Annotated in this window: 13 protein-coding genes; 8 read left to right on the top strand and 5 right to left on the bottom strand. The window is 52.5% G+C overall.

Features of this window, described 5'->3' with window-relative positions; genetic code table 11:
- Nucleotides 1-251: 251 nt before the first annotated feature.
- The 3 genes from AC6I4B_RS12120 to adhP all read left to right on the top strand — a co-directional run bounded on the left by AC6I4B_RS12120 (nucleotide 252) and on the right by adhP (nucleotide 5,207).
- Nucleotides 252-1,946: an NAD-dependent malic enzyme gene (locus AC6I4B_RS12120; RefSeq protein ID WP_497765403.1), complete on the top strand. Its 1,695-nt coding sequence runs from the start codon at nucleotides 252-254 to the stop codon at nucleotides 1,944-1,946.
- A 384-nt stretch (nucleotides 1,947-2,330) separates the two neighbouring features.
- Nucleotides 2,331-4,043 (top strand): ABC-F family ATP-binding cassette domain-containing protein, encoded by a 1,713-nt coding sequence (locus AC6I4B_RS12115; RefSeq protein ID WP_497765401.1) that lies wholly within the window; start codon nucleotides 2,331-2,333, stop codon nucleotides 4,041-4,043.
- A gap of 153 nt (nucleotides 4,044-4,196) precedes the next feature.
- A complete protein-coding gene (gene adhP / locus AC6I4B_RS12110; RefSeq protein ID WP_497765399.1) occupies nucleotides 4,197-5,207 on the top strand; it encodes an alcohol dehydrogenase AdhP in 1,011 nt (336 codons plus the stop codon).
- A gap of 51 nt (nucleotides 5,208-5,258) precedes the next feature.
- Here the strand turns inward: adhP and araJ are convergent, their stop codons facing one another.
- Nucleotides 5,259-6,416 (bottom strand): MFS transporter AraJ, encoded by a 1,158-nt coding sequence (araJ, locus tag AC6I4B_RS12105; RefSeq protein WP_497765398.1) that lies wholly within the window; start codon nucleotides 6,414-6,416, stop codon nucleotides 5,259-5,261.
- A 322-nt stretch (nucleotides 6,417-6,738) separates the two neighbouring features.
- Between araJ and AC6I4B_RS12100 the strand changes: the two genes are divergently transcribed.
- Together AC6I4B_RS12100 and AC6I4B_RS12095 are read left to right on the top strand one after the other, a co-directional pair.
- A complete protein-coding gene (locus AC6I4B_RS12100; RefSeq protein ID WP_497772129.1) occupies nucleotides 6,739-7,230 on the top strand; it encodes a DM13 domain-containing protein in 492 nt (163 codons plus the stop codon).
- Nucleotides 7,231-7,278: 48 nt separating this feature from the next.
- Nucleotides 7,279-7,971: a DUF1471 domain-containing protein gene (locus AC6I4B_RS12095; RefSeq protein WP_497765396.1), complete on the top strand. Its 693-nt coding sequence runs from the start codon at nucleotides 7,279-7,281 to the stop codon at nucleotides 7,969-7,971.
- 319 nt (nucleotides 7,972-8,290) lie between these two features.
- Here AC6I4B_RS12095 and fdnI read toward each other — a convergent pair whose 3' ends face one another.
- Genes fdnI through fdnG form a run of 3 tightly spaced genes read right to left on the bottom strand, consistent with a single transcriptional unit; the run spans nucleotide 8,291 to nucleotide 12,886 of the window.
- Entirely contained in the window at nucleotides 8,291-8,947 is a 657-nt protein-coding gene (gene fdnI / locus AC6I4B_RS12090) for a formate dehydrogenase-N subunit gamma (protein ID WP_497765394.1), read from the bottom strand.
- Nucleotides 8,940-9,827 (bottom strand): formate dehydrogenase subunit beta, encoded by an 888-nt coding sequence (fdxH, locus tag AC6I4B_RS12085; protein WP_497765392.1) that lies wholly within the window; start codon nucleotides 9,825-9,827, stop codon nucleotides 8,940-8,942. The genes fdnI and fdxH overlap by 8 nt, the downstream gene beginning before the upstream one ends.
- Before the next feature lie 11 nt (nucleotides 9,828-9,838).
- On the bottom strand, nucleotides 9,839-12,886 hold the full coding sequence (gene fdnG, locus AC6I4B_RS12080) for a formate dehydrogenase-N subunit alpha (protein ID WP_497765390.1): 3,048 nt from the start codon (nucleotides 12,884-12,886) through the stop codon (nucleotides 9,839-9,841).
- Between the two features lie 220 nt (nucleotides 12,887-13,106).
- Between fdnG and yddG the strand changes: the two genes are divergently transcribed.
- Nucleotides 13,107-13,985 carry an aromatic amino acid DMT transporter YddG gene (gene yddG / locus AC6I4B_RS12075; protein WP_497765388.1) on the top strand — a complete coding sequence of 293 codons (879 nt, stop codon included), beginning with the start codon at nucleotides 13,107-13,109 and terminating at the stop codon, nucleotides 13,983-13,985.
- A gap of 142 nt (nucleotides 13,986-14,127) precedes the next feature.
- Here yddG and AC6I4B_RS12070 read toward each other — a convergent pair whose 3' ends face one another.
- Nucleotides 14,128-15,618 (bottom strand): MFS transporter, encoded by a 1,491-nt coding sequence (locus tag AC6I4B_RS12070; RefSeq protein ID WP_497765386.1) that lies wholly within the window; start codon nucleotides 15,616-15,618, stop codon nucleotides 14,128-14,130.
- 121 nt (nucleotides 15,619-15,739) lie between these two features.
- Here AC6I4B_RS12070 and AC6I4B_RS12065 point away from each other — a divergent pair, with 121 nt between their 5' ends.
- The gene (locus AC6I4B_RS12065) at nucleotides 15,740-16,321 is read left to right on the top strand and encodes a TetR family transcriptional regulator (RefSeq protein ID WP_497765384.1); all 582 of its coding nucleotides are present in this window, start codon (nucleotides 15,740-15,742) and stop codon (nucleotides 16,319-16,321) included.
- Nucleotides 16,322-16,502: 181 nt separating this feature from the next.
- Entirely contained in the window at nucleotides 16,503-17,888 is a 1,386-nt protein-coding gene (locus AC6I4B_RS12060; RefSeq protein ID WP_497765383.1) for a NarK family nitrate/nitrite MFS transporter, read from the top strand.
- Nucleotides 17,889-17,950: the final 62 nt, after the last annotated feature.

Below are 17,950 nucleotides of genomic sequence, written 5' to 3'. Positions count from 1 at the left end.
GGCCTGGATTTTTCTTACATAAATCATCTGAAGTAAATAACCCTGTCCCACCATCCCCTAAGACGTTACAGTGTCACTTAAAATCCCGTACTAAACAGAAATTTTCATTTAGCGATCGGTCGAATACCGGTAGGTGAACGCTTTTTTGTGCCGTTTAAGTCAAATTGACACATTCATGTTACGCATTGCTCTATAATCTGCGCGCTGGCCCGTTGGCGGGGCCTGGCGTGATGACAACGGAGTGAAGCAAGATGTTACCAGGCAAGAAAAATCGTTCCCTGTATATCCCCTACGCGGGGCCGGTTCTGTTGGAATTTCCGCTGCTGAATAAAGGCAGCGCGTTCAGTTTGGAAGAACGCAGCAACTTCAACCTGCTTGGGCTACTGCCCGAAGTAGTTGAAAGCATTGAGGAACAGGCCGAACGTGCCTGGATCCAGTATCAAGGTTTTAAAACCGAGATCGATAAACATATCTACCTGCGCAATATTCAAGACACCAACGAAACGCTGTTCTATCGCTTAGTTGAAAATCATCTCGATGAGATGATGCCGGTTATCTACACCCCAACCGTCGGTGCTGCCTGCGAACGTTTTTCTGAGATTTATCGCCGCGCGCGCGGTGTTTTTATCTCGTATCAGAATCGTCACAACATGGACGACATTCTGCAAAACGTGCCAAACCACAATATTAAAGTCATCGTCGTTACCGATGGCGAGCGTATTCTCGGCTTAGGCGATCAGGGTATTGGCGGTATGGGTATTCCTATCGGCAAGCTGTCGCTGTATACCGCTTGCGGGGGGATCAGCCCGGCTTATACCCTGCCGGTGGTGCTGGATGTTGGTACGAATAACCCACAGTTGCTGAATGACCCACTGTATATGGGCTGCCGCAACCCACGCATTAGCGATGACGAGTATTACCAGTTCGTTGATGATTTTATCCAGGCCGTGAAACACCGCTGGCCAAATGTGCTGCTGCAATTTGAAGACTTTGCACAGAAAAACGCGATGCCATTGCTGAACCGCTATCGCGATGAAATCTGCTGTTTTAACGATGATATTCAAGGTACTGCCGCTGTAACCGTTGGCACACTGATTGCTGCCAGCCGCGCCGCCGGTAGCCAGCTTAGCGAGCAGAAGATTGTCTTCCTCGGTGCGGGTTCTGCCGGTTGTGGGATTGCCGAACAAATCGTTTCGCAGCTACAGCGCGAAGGGTTAAGTGAAGAACAGGCTCGCAGCCGCGTCTTTATGGTTGACCGATTCGGCCTGTTGACTGACCAGATGCCAAACCTGCTCGCCTTCCAAAGCAAGCTGGCGCAGAAAAGCGAAAAACTGCAAGGTTGGGATCATCAGAACGAAGAAATCTCACTGCTGGATGTAGTGCGCAACGTTAAGCCGGATATTCTGATTGGTGTTTCCGGACAGTCTGGCCTATTTACTGAAGAAATTATTCGTGAAATGCATAAGCACTGCCCTCGTCCAATTGTGATGCCGCTGTCTAACCCGACTTCGCGCGTTGAAGCCACGCCGCAGGATATTATCAGCTGGACGGATGGCAAGGCGCTGGTTGCTACTGGTAGCCCGTTTGCCCCCGTGGTCTGGAACAATACCGAGTACCCGATTGCCCAGTGCAACAACTCGTACATTTTCCCCGGTATTGGTCTTGGGGTGATTGCCTCAGGCGCTTCACGCATCACGGATGAAATGCTGATGTCTGCCAGTGAAACGTTGGCAAAACACTCCCCGCTAGCCACTCACGGTGAAGGGTTAGTACTGCCAGAGCTGAAGGATATTCATAAAGTCTCGCGCGCCATTGCATTTGCCGTCGCCAGAATGGCGCAGCAGCAAGGTGTTGCCACGAATACCTCTGCCGATGCACTGCAAGAGGCCATCGACGAGAACTTCTGGCTGCCGGAATACCGTAGCTATCGCCGTACCTCTATCTGATAACGCAGCCCGGCTTCGGTCGGGCTTTTTCCGCTGATAAGCAATAGAGAGACTGAGGCTTCAGGTCTGCTGATTATGGAAGCGCTTTAATTGTATGTTGTAACTAATAGTATATTCCTGGCGAAAAAGATTTGCCGAGGCTACACTGCGTTCATCGTTCAACCCGACAACATCAAAAGGAGGCTAATTATGCTGTACTGTGAAATTTTCAATGTTTCACATACATTTGGTGATCGCACCAGCTCAAGCGTTATCGGTATCGTGCTGCGATAACTTCTGCTTGAGCGAAGACACTCACCAATAATCCCTTCCCTCAGGCTTACTGAGTTATCGTCAGCGATGTTTGACGAGGCATTTCCATGCCTGTAACTCTTGAGTAAGCACATGAGCACATTACTAACCGCACAATCTCTCTACGTTGAAACGGCGTTTGGCCCTTTATTCAGCGACCTTTCCTTCACCCTGAAAAAAGGCGACCGCATTGGTTTGATAGGCTATAACGGCTGCGGGAAAAGCACCTTGCTACAGGTACTCGACGGCACGTTAACGCCCTCTTCTGGCCATGTGGCACTGGCTAACCACTGCCTGATGGCACGCGTAGAGCAACATTTACCCACCACATTATTGTCGCAACCGCTGATTCTGGCGGTACTGGCGCAACTTCCCGCTGCCGGGCGAGAGACTCAGCGCTGGCAGGCGGAACGATTACTGGCAGAGATGGGTTTTACCTCTGCGGAAATCGAACAACCGGCGGCGACATTAAGCGGTGGTCAACACACGCGACTGTTACTGGCCCGCGCACTGATTCTCCAGCCGGATTTACTGCTACTTGATGAACCGGGCAATCATCTGGACTTGCCAACTCTGCTGTGGCTTGAAGGTTTCCTGAATGCCTGGAGTGGCAGTTTTGTGCTGGTGTCGCATGATAATTCGCTGTTGGATGCCGTCACCAACGCCAGTTGGATTTTGCGAGATCAAACCCTGCACACCTTTGCCCTGCCCTGTAGCGCGGCTCGTCAGGCGTTAGAGGAGCAAGACGCCAGCGATGCGCTACGTCACAAAGCAGAGCAAAAGGAGATAGATCGCGTTGCCGCCAGCGCCAGGCGGCTGGCGATTTGGGGGCGTGTATACGACAACGAATCGCTGTCGGGCAAAGCAAAACAGATGGAAAAACAGGTCACTCGCTTGAAAGAGAGCCAAACGGAACTCACCAGCGGCACACCGTGGCAGCTTACCCTTCATGGTGATGCGTTGCGAGCTGACCGCCTGCTGGAAATGGACAACCTGCCCGTAGCGCCAGCGCCAGGCCAACCGGCGCTGTTCACCACCGGGATAGCTCGGCTGCAAAGTGGCGATCGGGTCGCCATTATGGGCCGTAACGGTGGCGGGAAATCGTCGCTGATGCGCTTATTGTGGCGGCAGATGCAGCAATCCGCGCCCGATGCGGGGCTGCGTTTGCATCCACGAATAAAACCCGGCTATTACGACCAAACGCTGCACCAGTTGCCGGACGAATCCAGCCTGCTGGACGCGCTGGAGTCTTTTGAACCTTCGGCGGAAATACGTAAACGGGCGCTGATTTCATCGGGTTTCGGCTGGTTGCGCCACGGACAAAAAGTCAGCACGCTCAGCGGCGGCGAGCGCTCACGCTTGTTGTTTGTCGGCCTTTCTCTGGCGCGCTACAGTCTGTTACTACTCGATGAACCGACAAACCATCTGGATATCGACGGCAAAGAAGCGCTGGCGCAAACCCTGCGTGACTACCCCGGCGGCCTGTTGCTGGTCAGCCATGACCGGCAGTTAATCAGCCAGTGCTGTAACCGTTTTTGGTTGATTGATGATACCGGTCTGAGCGAATGGCTGGATGCCGACGAGGTGTACCAACAGCTACGCTACGCCGGACGTCTCCCGACAACCGAGGCTCTTTCGGCGCCTGAAACCGATCAGCCGCAAAGTAGCGATGCGCTATTAGAGCGGCTGATTATGCTTGAACAACGGCTGGCAGACGATCTCGCGCGTAAACCAAAACATCAGAAACCACAGCTTCAACAACAGTGGCAGGAGGAAATTGCAGCCATTAATCGCCAATTGAGCTAACGCTTAGGCCCGGTAAGGCATTGCGCCGCCGGGCCTTTTCATACACAAGCGCCTCTGCCCACCTATTTCTGCCCTTGCAATTATTCCCTTAATAACCAATCATTAATGAGTATTATTATCAAATACACACAAAACAAAATCAGGAGTAAGGATATGAAGGCTGCTGTCGTCACTCACGATCATCAGGTAAACATCGCCGAAAAAACGCTGCGCCCACTTCAGCACGGTGAAGCCCTGTTAAAAATGGAGTGCTGTGGGGTCTGTCACACCGATCTGCACGTCAAAAACGGGGATTTCGGGGATAAGACCGGGGTTATCCTCGGCCATGAAGGGATTGGGATTGTTAAAGAAGTCGGCCCTGGCGTCACCTCTCTGAAACCCGGCGACCGTGCAAGCGTTGCGTGGTTCTTCCAGGGTTGTGGTCACTGCGACTACTGTAACAGCGGCAACGAAACGCTGTGTCGCTCGGTCAAAAACGCCGGTTATAGCGTTGATGGCGGCATGGCAGAAGAGTGCATCGTCACCGCCGATTACTCAGTAAAAGTGCCGGATGGCCTGGAATCCGCCGCCGCCAGCAGCATCACCTGCGCGGGCGTAACCACTTATAAAGCGGTAAAAGTGTCGCACATTAAACCAGGCCAATGGATTGCTATCTACGGCCTCGGCGGCCTGGGTAACCTGGCGCTGCAATACGCCAAAAACGTGTTTAACGCCAAAGTTATCGCGCTGGACGTTAACGACGCACAGCTAAAACTGGCAGAAGAGATGGGTGCAGACCTGACCATCAACTCACGCAACGAAGATGCGGCGAAAATCGTGCAGGAAAAAACCGGTGGCGCACATGCTGCGGTTGTAACGGCAGTTGCTAAAGCGGCATTTAACTCTGCCGTTGATGCTGTGCGTGCTGGTGGCCGCGTTGTGGCCGTTGGCCTGCCGCCAGAAGCGATGAGCCTCGACATTCCTCGTCTGGTTCTGGACGGTATCGAAGTGGTTGGTTCTCTGGTCGGTACACGTCAGGATCTGACTGAAGCCTTCCAGTTCGCGGCAGAAGGTAAAGTGGTACCGAAAGTGACAATGCGCCCATTAGGCGACATCAACGCTATCTTTAAAGAGATGGAACAAGGCCAGATTCGTGGCCGTATGGTTATCGACCTGCGCCATTAATCTTTTCAGCCTCTCCTGCCAGGGAGAGGCTGCACCACCAGCTCTCAGGCTTTAAGCCAGCGCATGACGTTGTTGATAACGGGCGTAGATCAGCAGTGATGACATCGCGAGAAACGACAGCGCTGCCGCCGGTAACGCAACCGCATTCCAGCCAAAGTTGTGCGTTATCATCATCCCTCCGCAGAACGCGCCAATCGCGCTGCCCAGGTTAAACGCAATTTGCCCCCCCGCCGCTCCCAGCATTTCACCGCCCTTCGCGTTTTGTAACAGCAGGATTTGCAACGGTGCAGACAGTGCAAACAGCCCTGCGCAGCAGATAAACGCCAGCGTTAGCGACGCCATTTTCATACCGCCGAGCAGGAAAAGCAGCAGCAGAACCACCACAATCACCAAATCGGTAGTGGCGGCAATACGCAGAGGGCTATAGCGGCCGGAAATTTTACCGCTCAGCATATTACCCAGCACCATTCCTAAACCCACCAGCATCATAATGAACATCATCGCGCTTTCGGAAAAACCAGAGACATTCATCATAAACGGCTTGATATACCTGAACCAGGCAAACACCCCCGCGTTACCAAACATCGTGGCGGCAAAAATCAGCCACGGCGCAGGGCTTTTGAGGAAATGAAACTGCTCGCGCAGACGAGCGTCGGATTTATCAAACAGCGTTGGAACCCAGCCGATAATCGCCAGCAGCACCGCCACATCAAACAGCGCAATCGCCAGAAAGGTATAACGCCAGCTGAACTGATGACCCAGCCACGTACCGGCAGGAACCCCCACCAGATTGGCGACCGTCATCCCGGCGATCATGCCGGCAACCGCCGCCGTCACTCGTCCTGGCGGCGCAATTTTAGACAGAATAATCGCCCCAACGCCAAAGAACGCGCCATGCGGAAAGCCAGACACCAGCCGCCCAATAGCCAGCATCACATAACCCGAAGAGAGCGTAAAAATCGCGTTACCGACAATACACAGCACCGCCAACAGCAACATTATCGATTTCAGTGAAAAACGCGTAGAGAACAACGCAATGATCGGCGCGCCAATCACCACGCCAAAGGCATACCAGGAGATCATATTCCCCGCCGCAGGGATCGAAATCCCCACGTCATGCGCCAGTTCCGGTAGCACGCCCATAATGCCAAATTCCGCCATTCCCAGGCCAAAAGTGCCCAGCGCCAACGCAAAGATTGTCTTTTTCATCCCTCTAATCACTTGTTTGTGTTGAGTTTCCTGGGCTGCATTATTGACCATTCATGAAATTCAAACCAGACAAAAACGCCCGGCGACAGGATTGTCCATAAAAATAGCGTGATCAATAAAGGGGATCTGCGCCGGAACCGCCGAAATATCCGTTACTGCCAGTAAAACCTTAAAGCCAAAATAAATTTTACGAAACTAAATTTTACGAAACCGCCGTTATCTACCGATAAGGTACTTATAACTACGCCCTTTATTCATAACAGGAAAATGCCGTGTCTACTTACGACAAAATACTTCGCCTGACGGATTCATGGAGGAAAAAATGAAGACCAGAATTAAAATTACCCTGCTAATTTCACACCTGGTAGTTTTCGGAGCGGGTACTGGCCTGGGGATTTATCTGCTGCCAATACTGACGGCTCAGGAGAATGCTTCGCTGAGCGAAATTAACGATGTGCGGAAGCAGGCAAAATATAAGGGCGCGTTTACCCGGAATCAGAAAGGCAGCGATGTTTTTCACTGGGCAGAGGGCGAGATTTACGTTACCGATAATGAAATCGCGTTCAAAGGTGAAGTGGCTCCGGGGCCGGATTATAAAATCTATCTAACGAAAAAACAGGCGACAGATAAGCGTTCTTTTCTGGAAATTAAAAAAGAGGCCGTGCTAATTGGGGAGCTAAAAAACTTTGGTAATTTCAGAAAAAGTATTCCTGACAATGTTAACGTCAATGAATTTACCACCGTTCAGATATGGTGTGAGCGTTTTTCCAAATTTATTGGTTCGGCTAAGTATCGGCATGAGGCCGGACAATAATTATCTGTAGTTCTATTTTACGAGTCATCACCACAAGGAAACTGAAATATGTTAAAGAAAACCATTATAACCAGCGCTGTTGTGTCTGCCCTGTTACTATCATCCTCCGGTATTGCAGCGACCTCTGCCGGCGATAAATCCGGCGCGCAAATGCCGACAGCCAGCCGGCACGCCATGTCGTCAGATTCTTACGGCGAAATTATCGGGCAATTCAACAGCCCTGACGGAACGGTCATGGGTGCAACGCTGCCAGGCAAAAGCGTTTCATTCAGCATTCCGTCGAAAAAAAATCACGTACAATATCTGCATTTTGCCTTCATGCATGCCGCCTCTGCGTCAGAAGGCTGGTTCTTCGCACCGGCGTCAGAACAGGGGATTAAACTCACCGGCCTGATGACTGAGAACGGGAAACCTGTAGACATAACGGAACAGATTGCTCTTTTCCGGGCTCCTGCGGCAGACCAGCTTGCGAAAGTTACGGCAGATAGTGGAAAACTCAAGTCCGGGGTTGCATCGAAGTTTATGACGGCAAAACTGACCCGTCATAATGGTATGTTTGTTATCAGCATCAAAAATATTTCTGAAGGAGACTATGAAACACCCTTTTCCTCCGGTGTATGGGGCGTGACGGGAACCGCAGTCCGAAGTTTCGACCATGAACCTTCTTCAGCATTGTCAAAACTGGCCACCACAGGGCACAGAGACGAATTGTTCAAACTTGCTCAGAAAAAAATGCCATAAAAAAATAGGCAGCATCAGCGGAACAGCGCCAGGTCAGGGAGCGCTGGAGAGGTAATTTGCCATTTACGTTATCACCAGCCTCAGTAATAACAACCCTGACTTTGGTAACGCTGATATCTACGAATAATTAAAACGCTTTTATGCAGTGAACGTTATCCCCTTCCCCTCAAGGATGGGGGATAACATTGAGGCTTGGTCATTTCAGTCATTAATGCATTAATCACTAATACCCGATGATATCCCATCCTACATAAAAAAGCGGCTTAACCCCTTTGCGCAGAAAGAGATTAAACCGCTTATCAGAATCAGTAATCAGGGGTTACTTCAGCCCTTCCTGATTCTCTTTTTTCGCCTCTACCCGCTCAACTTCACGATACCAGCGCGGATGGTGTTTTGCCGCCCAGCGACGGCTCACCTTGCCTTCAATCATCCCTTTAATCGAGCCTTTCACCCAAAATGCCATATACATATGGATAAGGATCGCGTGGATCAGAATGATGGCCGAAGTCGCGTGGATCAGCAGACTATAACGCACCACCTGCATCGGGAAGTATTGGGCGAAATAAGGCCGCCAGATAATGACTCCGCTCACCAGCAGCACGAAAATCATGCTCATGATGGTCCAGAACATCATCTTCTGCCCGGCGTTATATTTCCCTACCCGCGCCACTTTATGCTCGTTACCTTTCAGGACTTCAACAATCCCCAGCACCCACGGAATATCTTGCTTATCCGGGATGTTATGGTGCACGAAGCGCACGAACATAAACATCAGCACCACGAAAATCAGCACACCGAAAAAAGGATGCAGAATACGCCCCATTTGCGGTGTCCCGAAGGTTTCGGTCAGCCATTGCAGCGTCGGGAAGAAGAACGAAATCCCCGATACCGCCACCAGGAAGAAGCAGATAGCCACCGTCCAGTGACAGGCGCGATCGATAAACTTAGTGCGCACAATCATTTTCGACTTACTCATGGCTATCCTCCTCTTCGTCATCATCCACTTCTTTGTTCGGGCCTACACCAATATAGTGATAGATAAGCCCAGCAAAGGTGGCGATAAAGCCAGCGGCAGACAGTGGTTTCAGCGCCCCTTTCCACAGATTGATACTGGTATCAATCGCCGGATCTTTCGGCAGCTTATGATACAGCTCCGGTTGATCCGCATGGTGCAGTACATACATCACGTGCGTACCGCCCACGCCTTCTGGGTTATAGATACCGGCATGTGGATAACCGCGCTGCTTCAGTTTATCGACGCGTTCCTGCGCCACATCCAGCATCTCTTTCTTGGTGCCGAAATGAATCGCGCCGGTTGGACAGGTTTTCACACACGCCGGTTCCTGGCCTACGCTCACACGGTCAACGCACAGGGTGCATTTATAAACCCGGTTATCCTCTTTATTGAGGCGCGGGATATTAAACGGACACCCGGCAATGCAATAGCCGCAGCCGATGCAGTTTTCGTGCTGGAAATCGACAATCCCGTTGGCGTACTGAATAATCGCCCCGGCAGACGGGCACGCCTTCAGGCAACCCGGATCCTCACAGTGCATACAGCCATCTTTACGAATCAGCCATTCCAGCTTGCCGTTCTGCTCGGTTTCGCTAAAACGCATGACCGTCCAGGACTTGGCGCTCAAATCGGCTGGGTTATCGTAAACCCCGACGCAATGCCCAACCTCGTCACGGATATCATTCCATTCGGAGCAAGCCACCTGGCAGGCTTTACAGCCCACGCAGGAGGAGACATCAATCAGCTTGGCAACTTCTTCCTTGTAATCCCGCGCACGTGGGGCGGGAGTCATGGAGTTTGTCGCAGAGCGTTTAATAATGTCTTGTGTTTCCATCGCCATTTAAACGCTCCTTACGCTTTCTCGATGTTAACCAGAAACGCCTTATACTCTGGCGTTTGCGAGTTGGAATCGCCGACGTTAGGCGTCAGGGTATTCGCGATGTAGCCTTTACGCGCCACACCTTCATAGCCCCAGTGCAGCGGAATACCGATGGTTTCCACCTGCTGCCCGTTAACGTTGAGCGTTTGCAGACGACGAGTAACGACCGCCACCGCGCGAATAAAGCCACGCTTACTGCTCACCGTGACACGGTCACCATTGGCAATCCCTTTCGCTTTCGCCAGCCCTTCGCTGATTTCAACAAACTGTTCCGGCTGCGCAATCGCATTCAGACGCGCGTGCTTGGTCCAGGTATGGAAATGCTCGGTCAAACGATACGTCGTCCCCACATACGGGAACTTGTCTTTCTTACCGAGGCGAATGGCATCTTCTTCATACAGACGCACAACCGGGCTGGAAATCACGTTCGGATGCAGCGGGTTCGTCCCCAGCGGCGTTTCCATTGGCTCGTAGTGTTCCGGGAACGGCCCTTCTGCCAGTTTATCCAGCGCGAACAGACGCCCCAGCCCTTCTGGCTGCATGATAAACGGCCCGGTGGCGCTACCCGGTGCGGCGGTATTAAAGTCAGGGATATCGTTCCCCGCCCATTTACTGCCGTTCCACTGGATAAGCATCCGTTTCGGATCCCACGGTTTGCCGTTGATATCCGCCGAGGCGCGGTTATACAGCACGCGACGGTTCAGTGGCCATGCCCACGACCAACCCAGCGTATTACCCAATCCAGAAGGATCGGCGTTATCGCGGTTCGCCATCTGGTTACCCTGCTCTGTCCAGCTACCGGCGTAAATCCAGCAAGACGAGGACGTCGTACCGTCATCACGCAGTAGCGCAAAGCTATTGAGCAGTTGGCCTTTTTTCGCTACCAGTACCCCATTGGCGTCATAAATATCGGCAAGCGCATAACCGTTATTCTCTTTCGCCACCTCTTCGGACTCTGGGTGATCCGGCTGCTTGTAGTTCCAGCTCATTTTCAGCAGCGGCTCAGCGCCTTTACCGCCTTCATTGCGATACATTTCGCGCAGACGATGGTAAATACCGGCCAGAATCTCGCCGTCGTTACGAGCTTCGCCCGGTGCATCCTGGCCTTTCCAGTGCCACTGCAACCAGCGGCCAGAGTTGGCGATAGAGCCATCTTCTTCGGCAAAGCAGGTTGACGGCAGACGGAAAACTTCAGTCTGGATTGTGGACGGGTCAACATCGTTAGACTCGCCGTGGTTTTGCCAGAAGGTAGACGTCTCCGTTACCAGCGGGTCAATCACCACCATGTACTTCAGCTTACTTAAGCTGCGCACCACTTTGTTTTTGTCCGGGAACGACGCCACAGGGTTAAAGCCCTGGCAGATATAACCGGTCACTTTTCCGTTATCCATCATATTGAAATACTTGATAACGTCGTAAGCCTGGTCCCATTTCGGCAGCCAGTTAAAGCCCCAGTCATTCTCTTTTTGCGCCGCGTCGCCATAGAACGATTTCATCAGGCTGACGTAGAACTTCGGATAGTTACTCCAGTAGTTCACCTGCTCTGCCAGCGTCGCTTTTGGCGTATTCGCGCTGAGATAGCTTTGCAAATCCGTCTGTTTATCTGACGGCAGCGTCAGATAACCCGGCAGGCTGGTAGACAACAGGCCTAAGTCGGTCAGCCCCTGAATGTTCGAGTGACCACGCAGGGCGTTCACGCCGCCGCCAGCCATCCCCATATTGCCAAGCAGCAACTGAATCATCGCCATGGTGCGAATGTTCTGCGCTCCGACGGTGTGCTGCGTCCAACCCAGCGCATACAGGAAGGTAGTCGTACGGTCTGCGGCACTGGTGGAGGCCAGCACTTCGCACACTTTCAGGAAATCAGCTTTCGGCGTACCACAGATGTTTTCCACCACATCCGGCGTATAGCGGGAAACGTGCTGTTTCAGCAGGTTCCACACGCAGCGCGGGTGTTGCAGCGTCTCATCGCGTTTGGCATAGCCATTTTCATCGAACTGATAGTTCCAGGACTCTTTATCGTACTGACGTTTCTCGGCGTCATAGCCGCTAAACAAGCCGTCTTCGAAGGTGAAATCATCACGCACCAGCAGGCTGGCGTTGGTGTAATGTTTCACGTACTCGGCGTTGATCTTGTTATTTTCGATAAGGTACAGCAGTACGCCCGACAGGAAGGTAATGTCAGTACCAGAACGAATTGGCGCATAGATATCCGCCACCGATGCCGTACGCGTAAAGCGCGGATCGACGACAATCAGCGTCGCATCATTTTTGTTTTTCGCTTCCATCGCCCAGCGGAAACCCACTGGATGGGCTTCAGCGGCGTTACCGCCCATCACCATCACGACGTTAGCATTTTTGATATCAACCCAGTGGTTGGTCATCGCACCGCGACCAAATGTTGGAGCAAGACTTGCTACCGTTGGTCCGTGTCAGACGCGCGCCTGGTTATCTACCGCCAACATGCCGAGCGAGCGCACAAATTTCTGCGTCAGCATGCCAGTCTCATTACTCGCGGCGGAAGCACACAGCATCCCCGTTGACAGCCAGCGGTTAACCGTTACGCCCTGCTCATTTTTCTCAATAAAGTTGGCGTCACGGTCAGCCTTCATCAATTTTGCGATGCGATCGAAGGCTTCATTCCACGAAATACGCTGCCATTTGTTGGAACCAGGGGCACGATATTCCGGGTAGCGCAGGCGGTTTTCACTGTGTACATAGTCCAGCAGGCCAGCCCCTTTAGGGCATAGCGCGCCACGGCTTACCGGATGATCCGGGTCGCCTTCAATGTGATAAATCGCTTCGCGGGCATTTTTTGCCCCATCACCCAGGCTATACATTAAAAGCCCACAGCCTACGGAGCAGTATGTGCAGGTATTACGAACTTCTTTGGCGCGCAGTAATTTATAATTACGTGCTTGCGCCAGCGCCATTTTAGGGGCAAACCCCAGCGCTGCGACAGTCGTCCCGGCCATACCGCCCGCGCAGATTTTAAAAAACTTTCTGCGACTGACGTCCATTGTTTTCCTCATTGTATGGATGTACTTAACGAGAAAAATTAACAGCAATACCCCTAATTTATTTGCGTCAAATCAATGTCGAAAACTAAGCCCCCCTTAATAGTCAAGGGCGTCGGTTTTCATTAATCCTTTAGGGGTAGCGACAACGGAAAAATATCACCGGGTCGTCAGAAAAAATGCTATAACCGCTGACTTCGTTGGCAAAAGTATCAGGCTGGACATGGACAAAAAAAGAGCAACGCTGATTGGATTAACCGCCATTATATTATGGAGCACTATGGTCGGACTGATTCGTGGCGTTAGCGAAGGATTAGGCCCCGTCGGCGGCGCTGCGGCTATCTACAGCCTCAGCGGCATTTTATTGATATTCACCGTCGGCTTCCCTCAGCTTCGACAAATTCCGCCACGTTATCTTATTGCCGGTAGCGTGTTATTTGTCAGCTATGAAATCTGCCTGGCGCTCTCTCTGGGCTATGCCGGTACACGCCAGCAGGCGATTGAAGTGGGCATGGTCAATTACCTGTGGCCCAGCCTGACGATTTTATTTGCGATCCTCTTTAATGGTCAAAAAAGCCACTGGCTGGTTATCCCTGGTTTATTACTCTCTCTGTTTGGCGTCACCTGGGTATTAGGCGGTGAGCACGGTCTGAATATTGATGAAATAACCAGCAATGTGGTGTCCAGCCCGTTGAGTTATATTCTGGCATTTGTTGGTGCTTTTATCTGGGCGACGTACTGTACGGTTACCGCAAAATATGCCAAAGGTAAGAACGGCATCACTCTGTTCATACTTTTAACTGCCGCCAGCCTGTGGCTGAAATATGTGTTCAGCGAACAACCGCCAATGATATTTAGCTGGCCGGTGACGATTAAACTGGTGACCTGCGCACTGGCGCTGGGGCTTGCCTACGCGGCGTGGAACGTGGGGATTTTGCACGGCAACGTCAGCTTGTTGGCCGCAGCCTCTTACTTTACACCGGTATTATCCTCAGCATTGGCGGCGGTATTACTCAGCGCCACGCTGTCATGGTCATTTTGGCAGGGGGCGGCCATGGTGTGCGGCGGTTCCCTGCTCTGCTGGTATGCAACCCGACGATAACCGCATGATCTCTTTGCCGGATGGCACTACGTTTATCCGGTCTACGGGTATCGTGCGGTTTTATTGTCGGATGGCACTACGTTTATCCGGCCTACGGCGGTAGGCCCGGTAAGCATCGCGCCACCGGGCAACACAAACGGCATCACGCCGCATTGGGAACTTTCGCCAGCCCGCGCCAAATCCCCGCCGCCAGCAACAGCAGCAACACTCCGGCGGTGGCTAACGCAACACTGTGGGCGCTAATAAACGCGGTTCTCGCCGCCTCCACCAGCGCCTGTGCCGGAATAGCCGGTAATGACTGCGCTAACTGCATGGCCTCACCAATCGATGAAGCGGCTCGCGTAGCGGCGTCACCGTCCAGGCTTTGCGGCACAATAATCGCCGCGCCGTAGCTGCGGGTCAAAATCAGGCCAAACAGCGCAATACCCAACCCAGCGCCCAGCTCATAAGCCATCGTTTCAATCGCGCCAGCCGCAGAGGCTTTCTCTTTCGGCGCCGCCGCCATAATCGCCGACGTAGACGCCAACAGCGCGCTGGCGGCGCTAAAGCCGAGCAAAGCCATCAGCCCCCACGCTTGCCATTGCTGGGTGCTGAAATCGGTCACCGAAAGCCCAAGGAAGCTAAAAGCACTGAGCAACATCCCGCCGGTTGCTACCACACGCAACCCCAGACGTGATACCAACACCCCAGCAATCGGCCCGCTAAAACCGCTCGCCACCATCACCGGTAGCATAAACATCCCGGCCTCAAACGGCGTTTTCTGATGCACAAACTGGAGTTCCTGCGCCATCAGCAGCTCAAAGCCCACCAGCGTTATCAGCGCCGTCATCGCCATCACCACACCGCTTAAAATGATGCGATGGGTAAACAGGCGCATATCAATCATTGGCCGCGCCGCCGCCAGTTGCTGGCGCACAAACGTCACCAGCATTACCGCACCACCCAGCGCCGCCAGGCCAACAATCCACAGGGCGAGTTGCCCTTTCAACGCGGATTTCGCGCTAAACACCAACAGCAGAATAGCGGCAATCAGCATCAACGCCTGAGACAAATTCAGCGGCTGTTCACGGCGTGTCGGCTGGCGTGGAACCACGCGCCCACTCACCACCATCACCGCTATCACAATCGGCACGTTGATTAAAAAGACCGATCCCCAGTAGAAATGCTCCAGCAACATGCCGCCCACCAGCGGGCCAAACGCCGCCCCGCCGGAACCGACCGCCGCCCACAGGCCAAGCGCCATATTGCGCTGTTGCGTTTCGGCAAAGGTAGTGCGAATACCGGCAAGCGTTGCCGGGACAATCATCGCCGCGCCTACCGCCAGCAACGCGCGGGAAGCAATCAGCGTGACCGCCGTTGGTGAAAAGGCCGCCGCCAGCGATGCGACGCCAAAAATGCCGCTGCCGAGCAACAACAAACGTTTAAAGCCAATTTTATCGCCGAGCGCGCCCATCGGCAGCACCATACCGGCCATGACTAATGAATAGATATCGATGATCCACAGCAGTTCGTTGCCGCTTGTCCCTAGCGCCACGCTCAGCGTCGGCGCCGCAACATGCAGCACGGTGGCATCAATCGCCACCGGGATATAGACCATCAGGATTGCCATAAGTGTTAACCATTGGCGTGACATTGGGTTATTCCTCACATCATACAAAGTTGGACAACCGTCCAGGAACGCGATCCTGCCGGATTGTTGAACGCATGTCCAATTTTTTGTTATCCTCAGCTAAACCCCACCTAAACAAAGAAAAATGAACTATTTAACTCGGGAAGAAAGACGCGAAGTTATCCTCAATGCCGCCATGCAGGTGGCGCTCAACGGTGGCTTTAGCGCCATGACCGTGCGCCAAATCGCCAGCGTCGCCGGTGTCTCCAGCGGCCAGGTGCACCATCACTTCACCTCTATTGGCGAACTGAAAGCCCACGCGTTTGTGCAGGTGATCCGCCAGATGATGGATATGCCGATAGTCCCCGATGACGCCAGTTGGTACGAGCGTCTGTTCTCGGTGTTGGGCAGTGAGGATGGACGCCTGGAGCCGTACATCCGCTTATGGCGTGAAGCGCAACTGTTAGCGGAAACCGACAGCGATATCAAAGGGGCCTATTTGTTAACGATGGATATGTGGCACAAAGAAACCGTCGAGATAATCCTGCAAGGAACCGAAGCCAATGAATTTCACCCAATTGATAACGCTGAAAATATTGCCTGGCGATTAATCGCGCTAGTCTGTGGTCTGGACGGAATTTACGCGTTAGGGATGACAGAAATAAGCGATGAAGTATTTACTCGTTATATAAAGCATTTTATTACGCTAGAGCTAAAACCCACCTGATTTACATTTAGTAACAATTAACAACGTTTTATTCACGGCGCGTTTTCTTACAACGCGTTTTTTTTATCTATTCTTCAACGATAAAGAGATAAAACGGCCTGGCAATAATAATCTCCCACCTCACCTACTTCGCTGTTTTTTCTTTATTTATTCTACAAATGACGCGGATACTGAGGATAATATGGCAAATAACGAGAAAGAGAATCATTATCTTTTAAAAGAGTGGAAACCAGAAAATCCCGCCTTTTGGGAAAATAAAGGAAAATCAATCGCAAGGAGGAATCTGTGGATTTCCGTCGCCTGTTTATTGCTCGCCTTCTGCGTCTGGATGTTATTTAGCGCAGTTGCGGTCAACCTGAATAAAGTGGGTTTTAATTTCACCACTGACCAACTCTTCTTATTAACCGCATTACCTTCACTTTCCGGCGCAATATTACGTGTGCCCTACTCGTTTATGGTTCCGATATTCGGCGGGCGTTACTGGACGGTATTAAGCACGATAATCCTGGTCATTCCCTGTATCTGGCTCGGGATTGCCATTCAAAACACCGCCACCCCATTCTGGGTGTTTATCACCATTGCGCTGTTGTGTGGCTTTGCCGGTGCGAACTTTGCCTCCAGCATGGGCAATATCAGTTTCTTCTTCCCTAAAGCAAAGCAAGGCAGTGCGCTGGGCGTTAACGGCGGCCTCGGTAATCTGGGCGTCAGCGTGATGCAAATGGTGGCTCCGGCGGTTATTTTCCTGCCGATGTTCACCTTTCTGGGCGTTCACGGCGTCATGCAGGACGATGGTTCTACGCTGGCATTAAGCAACGCCGCCATTATCTGGGTTCCTCTGTTAGTGGTGGCGACCCTCGCCGCCTGGTTTGGCATGAACGACATCGCCAGCTCAAAGGCCTCGATTCGTGACCAGTTACCGGTGCTCAAGCGCCCGCATATGTGGCTGTTGAGCGTGCTGTATCTCGCGACCTTCGGGTCGTTTATCGGCTTCTCGGCAGGCTTTGCGATGCTGGCAAAAACCCAGTTCCCTGACGTTAACATCCTCAAGCTGGCCTTCTTCGGGCCGTTTATCGGCGCGCTGGCCCGCTCGTTCGGCGGCGTTATCTCTGACCGTTTAGGCGGCGTCAAAGTCACGCTGGTGAACTTTATCCTGATGGCGCTGTTTACCGGCCTGTTGTTCCTGACCTTACCTGGCAGCGGCTCCGGCAGTTTCATCGCCTTCTACGCTGTGTTTATGGGGCTGTTCCTCACCGCCGGGCTGGGCAGCGGTTCAACCTTCCAGATGATTGCGGTGATCTTCCGCCAAATCACCATCGAAAGCGTTAAAAAACGCGGTGGCAGCGATGAGCAAGCGCAGCATGAGGCGGTCACCGACACCGCCGCCGCACTGGGCTTTATTTCCGCCATTGGCGCAATTGGCGGTTTCTTCATTCCAAAAGCCTTCGGCACGTCACTGGCGATGACCGGATCACCCGTGGGCGCCATGAAAATTTTCTTTGTTTTTTATGTTGTCTGCGTGCTGGTGACATGGCTGGTGTATGGCCGCCGGAAACCCGCCGCCAAATAAATCCTAAAAAAGTCGAAGCAGTGTAATCACGGGGGCAAACGTCCCCCGTCAGGAGATAATGT

The sequence above is a fragment of the Kluyvera fluvialis genome, from assembly GCF_059725275.1.
This window is presented reverse-complemented; position numbering and strand designations above follow the sequence as displayed.